A 14,350-nucleotide genomic window follows, 5' to 3' on the forward strand; every position below is an offset into this window, starting at 1 on the left:
GGAGCTGCGCGCCGGTGTGCCCGGAAACGACGCATTTGTCCTGTGCTGTCGAGCTCCTGGCTGAGTGGCACCCTGGTCCGGATTCATACGCCGGCTTCCTCCAGGACTTTCTCGGCGTCCTTCACACGAGCTTGCCGGACATGAGCTGGGGGAGAAGAGCGTCGCGGGTGGCGGCCAGGGTTTGGTTCTCGCCGAGCAAGGACTCGACCGCACCTCGCACGGCCGACACTCGAGCGCCAAACTCCCTGGCCACAGTCAGTCCTGGCCATGCAACTTCCACGGCGGCGAGATCCTTCCAGCTAGTTCGCGGCATTCTTGTACCCTCGCTCGCCGCCGTTGCTCTTTCAACAACAAAATCACTGGACAGGCTGGCAAGCACATAGCCGGCTAGATCTGAGGACGACGGACGAAGGACCAAAACGTCGGTCGAGCAAACGCCTCCGAACGGCGCAACTACCACCTTATGGAAGTAGGGACGAAGCTTTCCGAAAAGAATGTCCCCTTCCTCGAACTTTGCCTTCGTGCTCGATACGGACTTGGCAGTCCCGGCTGAGTCGGCCCACATTGATCGACGTGGCAAATGCTCAAGGCCGACGTACTTCGAATCAGGATCGAGAGTGCTTGGCTCCGCGAGCTCCTTCCTGTTCGTCGCAAGTTCTTTTACCGGAACTGTTTCAGTGGCTCCTTCGACTACTGCGGCCAAGCCAGCTCTTACCCATTCATCGCTTGTCGCAGCGAGTTTGGTGTTGGCGGCGATCTTGTCGTCGAGGGCCCCCAGCACCTCCGCTATGGCGCGCTGATTGGGTAAAGAGGGCCAGAGGACTCTCAGCGGATGAAGATGGTTTCGGTTCAAAGTTGGATTCGCAGAGCCCGCGTCCAGCCACGCGGTATCGAACTGCGTCATAAAGTAGTACACGAATCGGGGATGGCTGCCCTTGAAGTCCTGGACCCACAGAGTCGTATCGTGTGGCCAATAGTCTTCGGACATGTAGAACACCTTGCCCAAAGTACCCTTCCGACCGATTACCACCCCGGGTGCCTTGGCCGCCGCAGTGTCGTGGTAGCTACCTATGCCCCCCGATGAAACCACGGGGACCTTGCCGTCCCGCTGCGTTGCCCTCGTGATGTCATGACCACGCTGAAAGTTGATCACATCACCGAGCGTTGTCTCATCCCACTCAGACATCGACCCGCCCCAATTGCTCGCGCACAACCGCCGCCAGGCGCTCGGACTCCTCGAACTGCTCGAACAGCTCCTTAGACAACCGGGCGATTTTCTCCTCGATCGGCTCGCCGTCGTCCTCGACATCCGCAGCCCCCACATACCGGCCGGGTGTCAGCGCATAATCAGCAGCCTTGACCTCGGCCAGGCTGGCCGAGTAGCAGAAGCCGGGTTCGTCGTCGTACGTCAGACCTGCCCCAACCGCTGAAGCAGTCCCCCGCCACGCGTGATAAGTGCCGGCGATCTTGGCGATGTCCTCGTCGGAGAGGGCGCGTTCGGCGCGGTCCACCATGTAACCGAGGTTCCGGGCGTCGATGAACAGCACCTGGCCGGTGCGGTCGACGGACCCCTTCGATCCCGCCGTCTTGTCCTTGGCGAAGAACCAGGTGCAGACGGGGATGCCGGTGCTGCGGAAGAGCTGGGTGGGCAGGGCGACCATGCAGGAGACGAGGTCTGCCTCGACCAGCTGGGCGCGGATCTCGCCTTCGCCGCCGGAGTTGGAGGACATGGAGCCGTTGGCCATGACCACGCCGGCGCTGCCGCCGGGGGCAAGTTTTGAGATGATGTGCTGGATCCAGGCGTAGTTGGCGTTGCCGGCTGGTGGGACGCCGTACTTCCATCGGGGGTCGGATTCGGAGCGGGCCCAGTCCTTGATGTTGAAGGGCGGGTTGGCCATGATGAAGTCTGCGCCGTTGTGGCCGGTCAGTTCTGGGTGCTGGTCCCGGGCGAAGGTGTCGCCCCAGCGGGAGGCGAGGTTGGCGTTGAGGCCGTGGATGGCGAGGTTCATCTTGGCCATCCGCCAGGTGCGCTCGTTGAGCTCCTGCCCGTAGACGGAGATGTCCGAGCCCTCCATGTTGTGGGCGGCGAGGAATTTCTCGGCCTGGACGATCATGCCGCCGGAGCCGCAGCAGGGATCGTAGACGCGGCCGCGGTGCGGTTCCAGGACCTCCACCAGGACGCGGACCACGCCGGCGGGGGTGTAGAACTCGCCGCCGCGCTTGCCCTCGGCCCGGGCGAACTTCTCCAGGAAGTATTCGTAGACCTCGCCGAGCAGGTCGCGGGCCTTGCTGACGCCCTGCCCGGTGAAGCGGGCCGAGTTCAGCAGGTCCAGCAGCTCGCCCAGGCGGCGCTGGTCTACGTTGTCGCGGTTGAAGATGCGGGGGAGCGTGGCGGCAAGGGTGGGGTTGGCGCCCATGATGAGGTCCATGGCCTCATCGATCAGCTCGCCGATGCTTTTCGGTGCTTCGCCTGCCGCCGCGGCGAGGCCCTTGCCGTTCTCCGCGAGGTAGTCCCAGCGTGCCTGGGCCGGGACCCAGAAGACGCCGCGGCCGGTGTATTCGTCGACGTCGTCAATCAGCTGAGCGATCTGGTCCTCGTTGAGCCCGTCGGTTTCCAGTTCCGTGACGATCTGGGCGCGCCGCTCCTCGAAGGCGTCCGATACGTACTTCAGGAACACCAGGCCCAGGATCACGTCCTTGTACTGGGAGGCATCCATGGAGCCGCGCAGCTTGTCCGCGGCCTTCCACAGGGTGTCCTTGAGTTCCTTCATGGTGGACGGGGCGAGGTCCACCTTCGATGCTGTACTTCTTTTTGCGGCGGGCATTACTGGGTTCCTTCGGTCTGTGGTTCGGCGAGCTTAGTGCTGGGGTCTGTCAGTGTGAGGCTTCCGCCCGCTACGCCGTCCGTAATCAGGGTAGCGAGTTCCTCCAGCCGTTTGAGGCGTTCCCGGGCCAGATGTTGCCCGTGTTGCAGCCGGGCAAGCGACGCGGCGAGCTGGTCTCGTTGGGTGTCCGGCACGCGGCGCAGGCGCCACTGGCGCCAGGACTTGTCCGCTGCGGGGAGGGCGTTGATGTCCGCAGCGACGACGTCGGGCAGCATGCCGCCGGGGTCGCCGGCGTCGATCCGCAGGACGCGGGCAGGGAAGACGACGGCGGAGCCGCCGTCGCGATCCACGACGGCCGCGGGCCGTGGACCGGTGCAAAAGACGACGTCGCCCGGTTCGGTGAGCCGGCCGGAGGGGTTGTGGGCGGCAAACTCCAGGAGGCCGATGTGCCGCGGCGGCGCGGAGAGCGGGTGGAGGAGATCCTCGGGACCCAGGAGCCGGGTGCCCTCCGACTTAGGTGCGGCTGGCTCCGGGATCCGGTTGCCCTTGATGTACCGGAGATTCCCTGCACGGAGCAGCTCCTCGACCCTGACGGTGCCTGTTGCCGCCGGGGCCGCCGCAGGCTGGACCTTGAGCCCGGACTCCACGGCACCGGCGTCGTGTCCTGAGCCGAGCAGTTCGTCGATCCTGAGGGCAGCCTCGGCGCCCGCCCTCGTTCGGGGCGCCTGCGTGGCGGCCGCCGCCACAAGGGACCCCTTTCCCGCCAGCAAGGTGCGGGTGGGAATGAGCCGTGCGAAACGGAAGGAATGCGCGCGGAGCGTCGCACGGTTGCCCATGGCGGCGACGACGTCGCTGATCAGGTCCTGGCTGACGTCTTCCGTTAACTGCCGCGTGCTGAGATCCGCCACCATGGTCCAGCGGTCGGCGATGGATACCTCGGCGAAGGACGGACCAAGGATCCAGAGGGCCTGCAGCTCACGGGGTTTGGCCTTGAGCAGGCCCGGCGGCAGCAGAACAATGGCCCGGACGCGGCCCGAGCGCAACAGGTCGCCTCGCAGGTAGCCGGCTGCTCCTGTCAAGGGTTCGGACAGCAGCCTGGCGGGTGCGATGATCACGGCGCGCTGGGCGTCGTCCATTTGGAGGACGACGTCTTCGATCCCCGTCAGGATGTCCTGCGCCGTGGCGCCGGGGCGGCCGGGAGAAGGGTACTGGGCGACCTGAACGGCGGGCCCCGACACGGCCGGGCCGTCCTCGCCATCGGTGCTGATCAAGCCGGTGTCGGCGCCGTGCACAGCGAGCCGCCGCCGCAGCAGGCGCGCGGCGGCGCCGTCGTCGTCCGTGGTCAGGACCGAGAGGTGCGGGGTATCGGTGTGTTGCCGGACGATCGTGACGAGAAGGTCGCTGCCGCCCGGCGTCGGGTCGACAAACACGGGAGGACCGTCCAGGGTGGCGGCCAGTGCAGTGGCCGCGGCTGCGATCAAAGACAGCGCCGGAGCGGCTAGGGCGGTGTCTGAGAGATCACGAAGGCCGGAACGGAAACGGTCGGCCAGGAGTAACTCGAAGGCTGCGGGTGCGCTGTAGGCACTGTCCGTCAGCCTGTCCGCATAGCCGGCCAGCGCCGGCAATTCGCTGCTTAGTGCGTCCAGTTCGGAATAGAGCAGGCGATCGTCCGGGTCGCATTCGTCGGCGAGGTCCAGTAACTCGTCCGGGCCCAGGGATGCCAACTGCCGTCCGGTCAGGACCTTCAGCGTCAGCAGCGCAGTGAGCCCACTGAAAGTTCCCCGCTGGTCCCGGGTCGCCGGTGCGGCAAAGGCGGCGGCGTCGTTCCGCGCCTCGGTGTTGTTGCCTCGGCCGGTTGCCTCGAGCCAGGCGCCCACTTCATCGGCGTCGAAGAGCTCGCGGCCACTCTCCAGCGCTACCGGCTCGGGAAACGGCTGAGCCGTACCCTCGTTACGTTTACGCCACATGGAGACGACGGGCCGCTGCACGCGGGCCAGACCGGCGACGTCGGACAAGGTCAAGCGCAGTGCTGTCTTTTGTGCTTCCACGACGTCCCCCTTTCCCGTTGGCGTCCGCCCAGCCTAACCGTTGGTTTGTAAGAGTCCGGGATATTGCTGATAACGGGGGTTATCAGCTTCTGAGGACGTCCGGTGATGCCAGTGCCCGTAGGTTCGGTCCTGCAGCTACGGCGAGGTCTCGCAGAGCTGCGGCGGCGGCGGGGAACCACGCATTGGGGGATCGGTATCCCGCCGCCGTTCAGCCCACCCATCAGTAGAGGACGAGACATGTTGAACACCTACACCAGCAAGGCCGACGGTGACGCGCCTGGCGCCGAACCGCGCAAACCACGCCGCACGAAACGCGTCCTGGCCGCCGTCGCCGTGGCTGCACTCGTGGCGGGAGCTGCCGCCTTCGGCTCAACCCTGCCGGATCCGAAGGCCAGCGAGGTGTACACCTCACTGGCGGGGGAGAAGGCGTCCGTGGAGTCAGACCGCGACGCGGCGAAGACCGACTTCGGGGCGCTGAAGACCAAGTATGACGCCCTGGAAAAGGGCATGGCGGCGCGCGAGTCCAAGGTGGCCGCCCGCGAATCCGCCGTCGGCGCGGCCGAGGCAGCCACCAAGACGGCCGACGCCGCGGTCAAGAAGCGCGAGGAGGCCGTGACCGGCGCCGAGAAGACCAAGGCGGCCAACACGATCGGCGACGGTACCTGGACGGTCGGCAAGGACATCGCGCCCGGCACCTACCGGGCGTCGGCCGACGTCGGCTCCTCCTGCTACTGGGGCATCTACGCCACCGGCAGCAACGGCAGCAACATCATCGAGAACGACCTCCCCGGCGGCGGCCGGCCCACCGTGGCGTTATCCGGCGGCCAGGACTTCAAGTCCAGCCGGTGCGGCAAGTGGGAAAAGCAGTAACAGCCCCGTAGCAATCACCACTCATCCAAGAAAGGCATTACCCAAATGAGCCAGCAGTATCCTCAGGCGCCCGTCGCCAAGACCGTCTCCACCCAGCCGCGTCCGTTCTTCAAGAAAAAGCGGTTCCTCATCCCGGCCGGTGTCCTGGTGCTGGGCATCGCGCTGGGGTCCTGCTCTGGCGGCTCCAAGCAGGCGAGCGACGCCGCTCCCGCAAGCGCGCCGTCATCCGCTGCCCCTGCCGCGCCGCCCGCACCGTCGGCTGCTGCTGTGCCGGCCGCCGCGCCTGCCGCACCGCCCGCGACGGCGGCGCCGGCAGCTCCCGCCGTCGGCGTACCCTTCAGCGTGAAGATGGGCAACGGCAACGTTGCGAAAATCACGATCGTCTCAGCCGTGCGAACGGACGCTGTCACCACGACGGCATTCGCGACGGCACCAAAGACCGGAAGTTACCTGCTCCTCGACGTCCTATGGGAAACGGAGACGGGCAAGACCAGCTCCAACCCGTTCTACTTCTCGGCCAAGGATTCCAACGGGCGTAAAGCCGATCTGAGCCTCTTCGCGGACAACCAGCTTGGCTCAGGCGACGTTCTACCGGGGGACAAGAGCCGCGGATTCATCGCCTTCGACATCGCTGCCGGCGCTTCGACCGTGATGATCTCCGCACCACTGATGCAGGAAGCGGCGCGAATCCAGATTCCGGCATAGTGCTGCGCTCAGGAGCCGTGTCCGGGGGTGCCCGGCTCCCTCGCGCCGCTTACAGTTCAACTGTTCACTTTCGCGTTATCTATTGGGGGATTCCTTGAGCATCAACAAAGAGCACGTTTCGGCGTATAGGCAGATGCCCGTCGCAGAAGCCGGAAGCATGGTGGCCCCCGGGGCCGTCACCGCGGCACAGATCTATCAGTTTCGTGGCGGGGCTGCCTCCTGGTTCGGCACCCAGATCCTCGGCGTCCTGATTACGATCTGCACCATTGGGATCTGCTACCCGTTCGCCTTGGTTCTCGTTGAGCGATGGCGGGCGAAGAACACCTACCTCCAGGGCCGGCAGCTTCAGTTCGTCGGCACCGGGTGGGGCATCTTCGGGCTGTGGATCAAATGGGCGCTCCTGAGCATCATCACGCTTGGCATCTACACCTTCTGGGTCTACCCGAGGCTGATGCAGTGGAAGGTCGAAAAGACCGTCTTCGCGTAGCGCCTAGTAACACGCGGGTCAGGCGCCGACTCAGCGGCCTCCCTTCGCGCGGCACCGAATTGCCAGCGGCATGTGGAGACTAGCCGCGAGCCCCGCCTGGATTGATCTTCGGGTCATTCCTTTTAGTGTTGAAAGGACCATCTTGCCTGTCCGTGGGGAGACGGGACCAGGCCACCGCCGCCGCGAACATAGGGGACAGGGGAACGGTCCTCAGGACCAAGTAGCCTGTCCATCTACAGCCGTTCGTCTCGCATGGAGCAGATGTACATCTGGCACTGGCAGATGTACATTTGTTTCATGTCGACCATCAACATCACTGACGCGCGATCACACTTACCGGAGCTCATCGAAAAGGCGGAGTCGGAGCCGGTCTTCATTGAGCGCCGCGGACATCGGGCAGCAGTTCTAGTGTCGCCAGAGCGATATGAGCAGATGCTTGATGCATTGGAAGAAGTCGAGGACATTGCGGCATTTGATGCAGCGATTGCGGAAGAAGGCGAGAACATTCCCTGGGTACAAGTGAAGGCGGATCTGGGCTGGGCATGAGTCCCTTCCGGATCGAGCTAAGACCTGCGGCCATCCGCGCACTCAAGAAAATTCATCCCGAGGACAAAGAACGCATTCAAGGTGCTATCGCACTCCTCGGCCAAGACCCACGGCCGCCCAAAGCAATTGCCTTGAGCGGCCGTCCAGGTTATCGGGTCCGCGTGGGTGACTATCGGATCATCTACACCATCCAGGATGACGTGCTCCTGGTAGTTGTCGTCAACCTAGGGCATCGTCGGGACGTTTATCAGAAGTGAGGTCCGCTGACCTGCCGGCCAGCGTCGCTACGCGGTAGCTCGGCGGTTGATGCGTGCGCGCTCGGCAATGTCGTTGGCATACCGGCCGTCGACAACTGTCTGCTGCGGGGCGCCTTTGGTCTCGCCGTTGTTCATGGTGTTCTTCAGATCGGCCGCGCAGAGTTCCGACTTCCAGTCAGAAGGGCCGCTGCCGCTCAGAGCCGGGTTGTTCACGATCCACGTGATGATCAGCAGCAGACCCAACACCGAGCCCAAAATGAGCCGGGCGCCGTTGGCCGACCGGAGCTTCGCCAGTCTCAGCCCCTTGGCCTTCAGCTGTGGTGCGTGGTCGGGAGCCGGCGGTGACGCAGAAACCGGAGTTGCGTTGGATGCTTCGTAAGTAGACATTTCCCCATTTTTCATATTGTTGTTGCGACCGCCTGACGGCGGAGACTTTGGTGCGGTTAGGCCCGTGCATTAGCAAACCGCGGGGCCATGGACTCCATCTGTTCCATGACCAGCTTGATGGCCTCGGGCTGCTTGTCGGGCGGATACCCAAACCGCACGAGGAGCCGTTTGATCGAGGAGCGTAGCTTGGCGCGGACGTCGTCGCGGACGGTCCAGTCGGTGCGCACGTCCCGCCGCATGACCGAAACCAGCTCGCGGGCAATGTCAGCCAGGATGCCTTCGCCCTGGACCTCCACCGCAGACTGGTTTGAAGCGACGGCGTTGTAGAACGCCAGCTCATCCGAGTTCAGCGGAGGAGTGAAGTGCGCGCCGCGGTTGGCCTCGGCAGCAACCTCTCGGGCCAGCTCCACCAGTTCCGCAATGACCTCGGCCGAGGTCAGTTGCTGGTTGGTGTACTTCTTCATCATCTCAGTGATGCGTTCGGAGAAGGCACGCTGCCGGATCACGTTGTTGCGGGTAGCCATGACGGTTTCGTCGGCAATGAGCTTGCGGAGCGCCTCAATGGCCAGCTGCGGGTTCCGCGCCTGTTGGGTCTTCGCGATGAACTCCGGCGTAAGGGCATCCAGCGACGGCTTCGGCGTGCCGGCAGCCTCGTAGATGTCGAGGACCTCGCCGGACGAAGTGGCAGAGGCAATGAGTTCGCCAAGCAAGCGCCGGATCTCCTCTGGCACCGGCCGTCGGTCGGATGCCTGCCGGTCCGCGGCGTCGTACTTCGCCATCCAGACCCGGATCTCCTCATACACCTGGATCTCCGGACGCAGCTCGGCTCCATTTACCGACAATTGTATTGCCCTAAAGCCCACTCGCACCGGCACGCAAGATGGAAAGTCAGGAACTTGTGGAGTGCTTTCCCAGAAACGGCATTGCTGCACTAGCGATGGGAATCGCGTTGGCATTGTCCGGTTGCTCGTCGCCAAGCACACATGTCAGCCCGACGGCTGGTGTCTCTGTTTCTGCAGACAAGGAAGCCAGTACGACGGCTCTTGCTTCTGTTGCTGTTGAGCCGGAGACGGCGGCATGGGTCGAATATGTACGTAACCGCTCGACGACTCTGGGAAGCAAGACTGACGCGGGCCTCGTTGCCACTGCTGAAGGCATATGCGACGAATTGTCGGGCGGAAAGATGTCGAGGAGGTTGTGCACGAAGTTAGTTCCAAGGTGCTCCCTAACGCCCAGGAGCAAGATAAGTTGCTCGTTCTCGGAACGGGAATCGCCCGATTCTGCCCGGAACACCAGACGGCGAGCACAGGGAATAGCACGGCTGATTTCCTGGGCCGCATCCGAGAGATGGCGCCATCGCTTGCGCACAACACGGACGAGGCGCTTCTTTCTCAGGCACGTGCGACTTGTCCGAACGCCTCTGAAGGTCCCGCCGGCGGGGCCAGAGTTGTATCCGTTTCACGAAAGGCCTGGGGTGAGGTCGAGGGCTACCGGTTCGCTTTCCTTGCCGTGGCGCAGTTCTGCTCTACCGCTGCGCTTAGCAACATAGCCGTCAATAAATAGCCGCAAGCGCGCTCTTGGTTTCGAATCCAAGCAGAGACCAAAGCAGCCCTAGCGCTTTGCCCGAACGGCCTGCACGGCAAGCTGCGGGCCATCCTGAAGGTGGACAACGTGAACCACATCCTTGGGCGGGGCATGGAGCAGGGCATCTACCGGACGAGCGCGGTCGAAGGACTGCTACTGATCCCGGGCCAACGGCAGAGGAGGCCGATAGGCTCGCCTTATGTCGAGTTCGCAGAACGGCAACGAACGCTACGTCGTCCGTCCGTGGTGGAAGGGAAGACGACTGCCTTGGGCGGCCTTGGTCGTCGTCTCCATCGTCCTGACAGGCATTGCCCTGGAACGGACGGCGTTCCTCGTCTACGTGCCGGTCCCGGAGTCCATTGAGCGGCTGCGCGCGGGCAGGCTGCTCATGCTCGCAGGGTCTGCCACCTCGCTTGCCGCAGCCATTTGGTCGCAGGTCCGGGGTAGCCCGCTCTGGGTGACGATCTGCGTGGCCGCGCCGGCAGTGCTGGCGGGCATGGCGATGATGATCACGAACCCTCCGTCTCTGACTCCGCAGATCGCTGGTCTCTTCGCTCTGCCGGCAGCCCTGACAGGACTTATCGGAGGGCTGCTTGCCGAGACCAAGTATTGATCCAGCCGGGTCACGCGAAACGTCCAGACCATTGAGCATTCATGGTGAGGGATCTGGGCCTCGAAAGCCATTCGCTGGGCTGGCCGGGAAACTCCAGAGTTGCTTCACATGGCCCGCTGCCCTTACGCCAAGTAGTTCGGCTTCCTCGGCTCCTAAGCTGGCGACTCGGCCAGCAGCAGGCTGCGGGAAATGGCCCTCAAATAGTTGCCCGTCGAGTTCGTTGCGGTCCGTGATAACGACGACGGTCGGGTTCTTCAGCTTGGGGTGCCGTGCCACCATGTTGATGCAGAGCTCCACTTCTATGGATATTCCCGACCCCTGCGCGACGGGAGCTGCCAGCCGAGCGGCTCGGCCAGCCGGTCAAGTGCGACGCCCTCCCAGTCGGCCTCAGAAAAGCCAAGCGCGGGAATTGGGACGGGTGCGGTGCTCACGGTTGTTCTCCCAAAGTCGTTGCCGGACAGTTAAACCAGCGGCTCCGTTCGTCCCTGACGTTCGCCACACTCGGTAGGCTGGAGAAAAGTTGTCCCGGCAGCGGGCACTCGTCGCCCCAACCGATCCGTCAGCAGGCAGGAATCCATGACCAAGAACAACAGGAACAAAGGCACGGGCAATCCCGCGGGGACGCGTGGGGGCGGTTCGCGGAACTCCCGGGCACCTTCCCTGAGTTCGTTCCGGGCCGGCCGCGCCCTGGACGCGTTGACGCCGCCGTTTGTCCGGTGGTTCGACGACGGCACTCCGGGGGCCGCCGCCGCGGCGCTGGAGTGCTTGGCGGAGGTCAAGGTCGTCATGGGCCGTTATATGGAACGCACGGCCGCCGCGGACGTGACAAGCATTGACCCCGTCCCGCTGGCGCTTGCGTTCTCGGATGAATTCACCGGGCTGACCGTGGCCGCCAGAGCCGACCCTGCCGACTGGGACGACGTCGCCCAGGCCCTTGACGCAGCCGATGCCGTTCACGTCTTCGTCGAATTTCTCGCGGAAACGGAGCGGTGGACAGGATCCGAGGGGCAGCTCGCGGAGCTCCGGGATTTCTTCGACGCGCTCGGGGACGGCAGCGAGGACGACGGCGTTAGCCGGGGCCTCATCGAGGTGCCGGACATTCCTGAACAACATGTCCTCGAGGCCTTGTCTGGGCTCCCGCTGATCCAGCGGGCCACGGCGCTGCTGCAGTGGATCGGAGACGGTAAGCCGGTCACTGCCACCGGTGCGCTCCGCCTGCGGGAGATCGAAGCTGCTGCTGCCTGCGTCGGCGTAAGGGTCAAGGGCGCCACCAAGCGGGCTGCCTCGCAGCCGGGAGCCTTGCTGCCGGGATTCGACGAAGTGCCGGGATTCGGCGATGTGGCGGAGCCGGTGCCGACGGTCCGGAGCATGTATGAGGTGCCGCTGCTGGCCCAGCTGTGGAACGCGCTGGCCGACTCGGAACTGATCCAGATCGGGTCAACCAGGGTTGTGCCCGCGGCGGCCGCCGACGTGTTCGTGGCGGGCGGGACCGCCGACCGGCTGGAGGAGCTGGTATTTTTCGTTGAGCAGTTCCTGGAGGCTGCGGTGCTCGGCTACGATCGGGAGCAGCCGTGGGAACGGATAATCGCCGGCATGCAGGCATCGATCCTGCTGGCGGCGGCAACACCGGACCCGCCGCTCAGGGAGCTCGTTCTGGCCGCCCCTGACGCTGCGCCGGAAGCGGAAAAGTTGATGGCCGGCGTGCTGACCCGTGCGGTTCTGAGCCGGCTGGAAGCCCTTGCCGAGCTGGGTCTGTTGACCATTGACACCCATTTCCGGGTGCCGCCGGCGCTGATCGGATGCGTTGCGGGCGTTTTCGACGACGAGTGGGTGCTGTCCGACCTCGGCCTTCAACCCGAGCCGGAAGAGGATGTGGACCCTACGCTGCCGGGTTCGGCAGCTTCCGAGCCAGCCTCTGGCTCAACAACGACGGCGGCGGCTCCGGCAGAGGCGTCCGTTCTGCAGCTGAAAATCACGCTCAATGGTGCCAAGCCGCCCATCTGGCGGCGCGTCCTGGTGCCGTCCGGCATGTCCCTTCCGCAGCTGCACCAGGTGATCCAGGCAATGTTCGGCTGGCTCGACTACCACCTGCACCACTTCCAGCCCGCGGGGTACCACGGCCCCACCTACGCCCCGCTGGACCCGGACGGTGAGGACGACTTCTTCGGCGAATCCTCCCTCGACGAGGCCAACGTGAGCATCGGCGAACTGCTCCCCGCCGTGGGCAGCAGTTTGACGTATACGTATGATTTCGGGGATAACTGGGTGCATGCCATCAAGGTGGAGAAAATTCTGCCGACCGACGGCGGCGGACAGCTACCGCGGTGCACCGCGGGGCGCGGTGCCGCGCCGGCCGAGGACAGCGGCGGCACGTGGGGCTGGGCGAACATTGTCGAAGCCGTCAATGATCCCCGCCACGAGGAACACCAGGAATACCGGGAGTGGCTGGGTATGCATCCGGGCGACACTTTAGACCCCACGGCCTTCGATATGGACGAGGTTAACGAGGACCTGGCCGACCTCTTCTGACCGCGGCCGCGTCAGTTCCCCGGGCCGGCGTCACTCCGGGCGGCGTTTGCCGACCGGAGCTTCGCCAGATTCAGCCGCCTCGACTTTAGCTCCGGGTTCTGACGACGGACGGTATTTGCTAATGACGGGATCTGGCCGCGTTGCAGCGAAGCCGCTTATCGACCGATCAGCTTTACAAGATAGGTGGCGGCCAATTGAATGAAGGGATGGAAGACCGCACTATGCCCGCTGCCATCCGGAGCACCCCGGCCCCAACTGCGAGGTTCGGCTTAGCCTTCGTCGGTGTGCTGCTCATCGCAGTAAACCTTCGGGTGTCCTTTGTCAGCGTAGGACCGGTACTCGCTAACATCAGCAGCGACCTTGAGCTATCCAGTGCCGCGGCAGGGTTCCTCACGGGTCTTCCGCTCATCGCTTTCGCCGTCTTCTCACCCGTGGCGCCCGGCTTCGCAGCCCGCCTCGGCCTCGACCGGGCACTGTGGATGTCCCTGCTGATCCTCGCCTCGGGCATCGTGCTTCGCTCCTTGCCGTTGCCCGGCTTCATCTGGGCCGGCACCGCACTGATCGGCCTGGCAATCGCGTTTCTCAATGTGCTGGTGCCCTCCCTCGTAAAGCGTGACTTTCCGATGCGGGTCAGCCAGGTCACCGGAAGTTACACCGCAGTGCAGGCCGCCTTCGCGGCGATCGGTGCCGCCGTCGTCGTTCCCGTGGCACAAACGTCGCCGGCGGGATGGCGGCTTGCCCTGGGAATCTGGGTGGGACTGGCCCTCATCGCGATGGCGGTGCTGCTGCCGTGGCTGCGGCGGCACCGTCCAAGCGCCGCGCACGGCACCACGCCGAAGCTTTCCTACCGGTCGCCCTGGACTTCAGCCTTGGGCTGGCAAGTGACGATTTTCATGGGACTGCAGTCGATCGCCTTCTACGTCCTGATGGCCTGGCTGCCCACCATCGAACAAAGCCGCGGAGTCCCCGCCACTACCGCGGGCCTCCATCTGTCTGTGTTCCTGCTCATCAGTGTGTTCGCCAGCCTTGCCACCGGCGGGATCCTGCACCGGGGTCCGGACCAGAGGCTTGTGGCCTTCGCGAGCGGGGCGCTCCCATTCGTGACGTTCCTCGGGCTGGCGCTTGCGCCGGACCTCATCCTGCTGTGGATCGTTCTTGGGGCCATCGGGTGCGGAGGCCTCATTGTGATTGCCCTATCGCTATTCAGTCTCCGGACCGTGAATTACCCACAGGCAGCGTCATTGTCCGGGATGGCACAGTCTGTCGGTTACGGTCTGGCAGCGGTGGGCCCGGTGATGTTCGGGGGACTTCGCGACGCGAGCGGAGGCTGGACGCTTCCGCTCCTCGTCACCGCGGGCATCATGGCGGTTCTCGCCGTGACTGGTCTGCTTGCCGGACGTGACCGGGTGATCAGCGGTTCCACTGGGTGACCCGCGCTTCCGTTTCAGCACTACTCCAGGGCGCCTTGCGGTCGCTGCCGCTCAATCCCGGTCCGGAGT

General features: G+C 64.5%; 12 protein-coding genes and 2 pseudogenes. 8 read left to right on the forward strand and 6 right to left on the reverse strand.

All coding sequences use genetic code 11. The annotated features are described in order from the left end of the window. Nucleotides 1-121 precede the first annotated feature (121 nt). The 3 genes from ABIB14_RS14350 to ABIB14_RS14360 are packed head-to-tail and all read right to left on the reverse strand — an operon-like array spanning nucleotide 122 to nucleotide 4,873. A complete protein-coding gene (locus tag ABIB14_RS14350) occupies nucleotides 122-1,186 on the reverse strand; it encodes a restriction endonuclease subunit S (RefSeq protein WP_354236588.1) in 1,065 nt (354 codons plus the stop codon). Continuing rightward, entirely contained in the window at nucleotides 1,179-2,825 is a 1,647-nt protein-coding gene (locus ABIB14_RS14355; protein WP_354236589.1) for a class I SAM-dependent DNA methyltransferase, read from the reverse strand. The genes ABIB14_RS14350 and ABIB14_RS14355 overlap by 8 nt, the downstream gene beginning before the upstream one ends. Beyond that, complete coding sequence (locus ABIB14_RS14360; protein ID WP_354236590.1) at nucleotides 2,825-4,873, reverse strand: hypothetical protein; 2,049 nt, start codon at nucleotides 4,871-4,873, stop codon at nucleotides 2,825-2,827. Before ABIB14_RS14360 ends, ABIB14_RS14355 begins: the two co-directional genes overlap by 1 nt. Nucleotides 4,874-5,110: 237 nt before the next feature. Between ABIB14_RS14360 and ABIB14_RS14365 the strand changes: the two genes are divergently transcribed. From ABIB14_RS14365 to ABIB14_RS14385, 5 genes are all read left to right on the forward strand, one after another. Then, the gene (locus ABIB14_RS14365) at nucleotides 5,111-5,743 is read left to right on the forward strand and encodes an Rv1352/Rv1906c domain-containing protein (RefSeq protein ID WP_354236591.1); all 633 of its coding nucleotides are present in this window, start codon (nucleotides 5,111-5,113) and stop codon (nucleotides 5,741-5,743) included. A gap of 45 nt (nucleotides 5,744-5,788) precedes the next feature. Further along, on the forward strand, nucleotides 5,789-6,448 hold the full coding sequence (locus ABIB14_RS14370) for a DUF4352 domain-containing protein (RefSeq protein ID WP_354236592.1): 660 nt from the start codon (nucleotides 5,789-5,791) through the stop codon (nucleotides 6,446-6,448). A gap of 94 nt (nucleotides 6,449-6,542) precedes the next feature. Continuing rightward, on the forward strand, nucleotides 6,543-6,935 hold the full coding sequence (locus tag ABIB14_RS14375) for a DUF898 family protein (RefSeq protein WP_354236593.1): 393 nt from the start codon (nucleotides 6,543-6,545) through the stop codon (nucleotides 6,933-6,935). Nucleotides 6,936-7,232: 297 nt separating this feature from the next. Continuing rightward, the gene (locus ABIB14_RS14380) at nucleotides 7,233-7,481 is read left to right on the forward strand and encodes a type II toxin-antitoxin system Phd/YefM family antitoxin (protein ID WP_354236594.1); all 249 of its coding nucleotides are present in this window, start codon (nucleotides 7,233-7,235) and stop codon (nucleotides 7,479-7,481) included. After that, on the forward strand, nucleotides 7,478-7,738 hold the full coding sequence (locus tag ABIB14_RS14385; protein ID WP_354236595.1) for a type II toxin-antitoxin system RelE family toxin: 261 nt from the start codon (nucleotides 7,478-7,480) through the stop codon (nucleotides 7,736-7,738). The genes ABIB14_RS14380 and ABIB14_RS14385 overlap by 4 nt, the downstream gene beginning before the upstream one ends. Nucleotides 7,739-7,765: 27 nt before the next feature. Here ABIB14_RS14385 and ABIB14_RS14390 read toward each other — a convergent pair whose 3' ends face one another. Next, entirely contained in the window at nucleotides 7,766-8,125 is a 360-nt protein-coding gene (locus ABIB14_RS14390; RefSeq protein WP_354236596.1) for a hypothetical protein, read from the reverse strand. Between the two features lie 56 nt (nucleotides 8,126-8,181). Next, nucleotides 8,182-8,949, reverse strand: a pseudogene (locus ABIB14_RS14395) (DUF3387 domain-containing protein); the annotation flags it as partial. A 959-nt stretch (nucleotides 8,950-9,908) separates the two neighbouring features. Here ABIB14_RS14395 and ABIB14_RS14400 point away from each other — a divergent pair. Further along, nucleotides 9,909-10,322 carry a hypothetical protein gene (locus ABIB14_RS14400; protein WP_354236597.1) on the forward strand — a complete coding sequence of 138 codons (414 nt, stop codon included), beginning with the start codon at nucleotides 9,909-9,911 and terminating at the stop codon, nucleotides 10,320-10,322. Nucleotides 10,323-10,480: 158 nt separating this feature from the next. Here ABIB14_RS14400 and ABIB14_RS18780 read toward each other — a convergent pair. Then, nucleotides 10,481-10,643 (reverse strand): annotated as a pseudogene (locus ABIB14_RS18780) (hypothetical protein); the annotation flags it as partial. A gap of 255 nt (nucleotides 10,644-10,898) precedes the next feature. Between ABIB14_RS18780 and ABIB14_RS14410 the strand changes: the two are divergent. Then, a complete protein-coding gene (locus ABIB14_RS14410; protein ID WP_354236598.1) occupies nucleotides 10,899-12,851 on the forward strand; it encodes an IS1096 element passenger TnpR family protein in 1,953 nt (650 codons plus the stop codon). 206 nt (nucleotides 12,852-13,057) lie between these two features. Next, complete coding sequence (locus ABIB14_RS14415; protein WP_354236599.1) at nucleotides 13,058-14,281, forward strand: MFS transporter; 1,224 nt, start codon at nucleotides 13,058-13,060, stop codon at nucleotides 14,279-14,281. Nucleotides 14,282-14,350: the final 69 nt, after the last annotated feature.

It is taken from the genome of Arthrobacter sp. UYEF3, from assembly GCF_040546245.1.
In the GTDB taxonomy this organism is placed as follows: Bacteria; Actinomycetota; Actinomycetes; order Actinomycetales; family Micrococcaceae; genus Arthrobacter.

Excerpts from the sequence above, each read along its gene's own strand:
- ABIB14_RS14350 (WP_354236588.1), bottom strand. The coding sequence starts at position 1,186 with ATGTCTGAGTGGGATGAGACAACGCTCGGTGATGTGATCAACTTTCAG.
- ABIB14_RS14370 (WP_354236592.1), top strand. The coding sequence starts at position 5,789 with ATGAGCCAGCAGTATCCTCAGGCGCCCGTCGCCAAGACCGTCTCCACC.
- ABIB14_RS14355 (WP_354236589.1), bottom strand. The coding sequence starts at position 2,825 with ATGCCCGCCGCAAAAAGAAGTACAGCATCGAAGGTGGACCTCGCCCCG.
- ABIB14_RS14415 (WP_354236599.1), top strand. The coding sequence starts at position 13,058 with ATGGAAGACCGCACTATGCCCGCTGCCATCCGGAGCACCCCGGCCCCA.
- ABIB14_RS14380 (WP_354236594.1), top strand. The coding sequence starts at position 7,233 with ATGTCGACCATCAACATCACTGACGCGCGATCACACTTACCGGAGCTC.
- ABIB14_RS14390 (WP_354236596.1), bottom strand. The coding sequence starts at position 8,125 with ATGTCTACTTACGAAGCATCCAACGCAACTCCGGTTTCTGCGTCACCG.
- ABIB14_RS14410 (WP_354236598.1), top strand. The coding sequence starts at position 10,899 with ATGACCAAGAACAACAGGAACAAAGGCACGGGCAATCCCGCGGGGACG.
- ABIB14_RS14365 (WP_354236591.1), top strand. The coding sequence starts at position 5,111 with ATGTTGAACACCTACACCAGCAAGGCCGACGGTGACGCGCCTGGCGCC.
- ABIB14_RS14385 (WP_354236595.1), top strand. The coding sequence starts at position 7,478 with ATGAGTCCCTTCCGGATCGAGCTAAGACCTGCGGCCATCCGCGCACTC.
- ABIB14_RS14400 (WP_354236597.1), top strand. The coding sequence starts at position 9,909 with ATGTCGAGTTCGCAGAACGGCAACGAACGCTACGTCGTCCGTCCGTGG.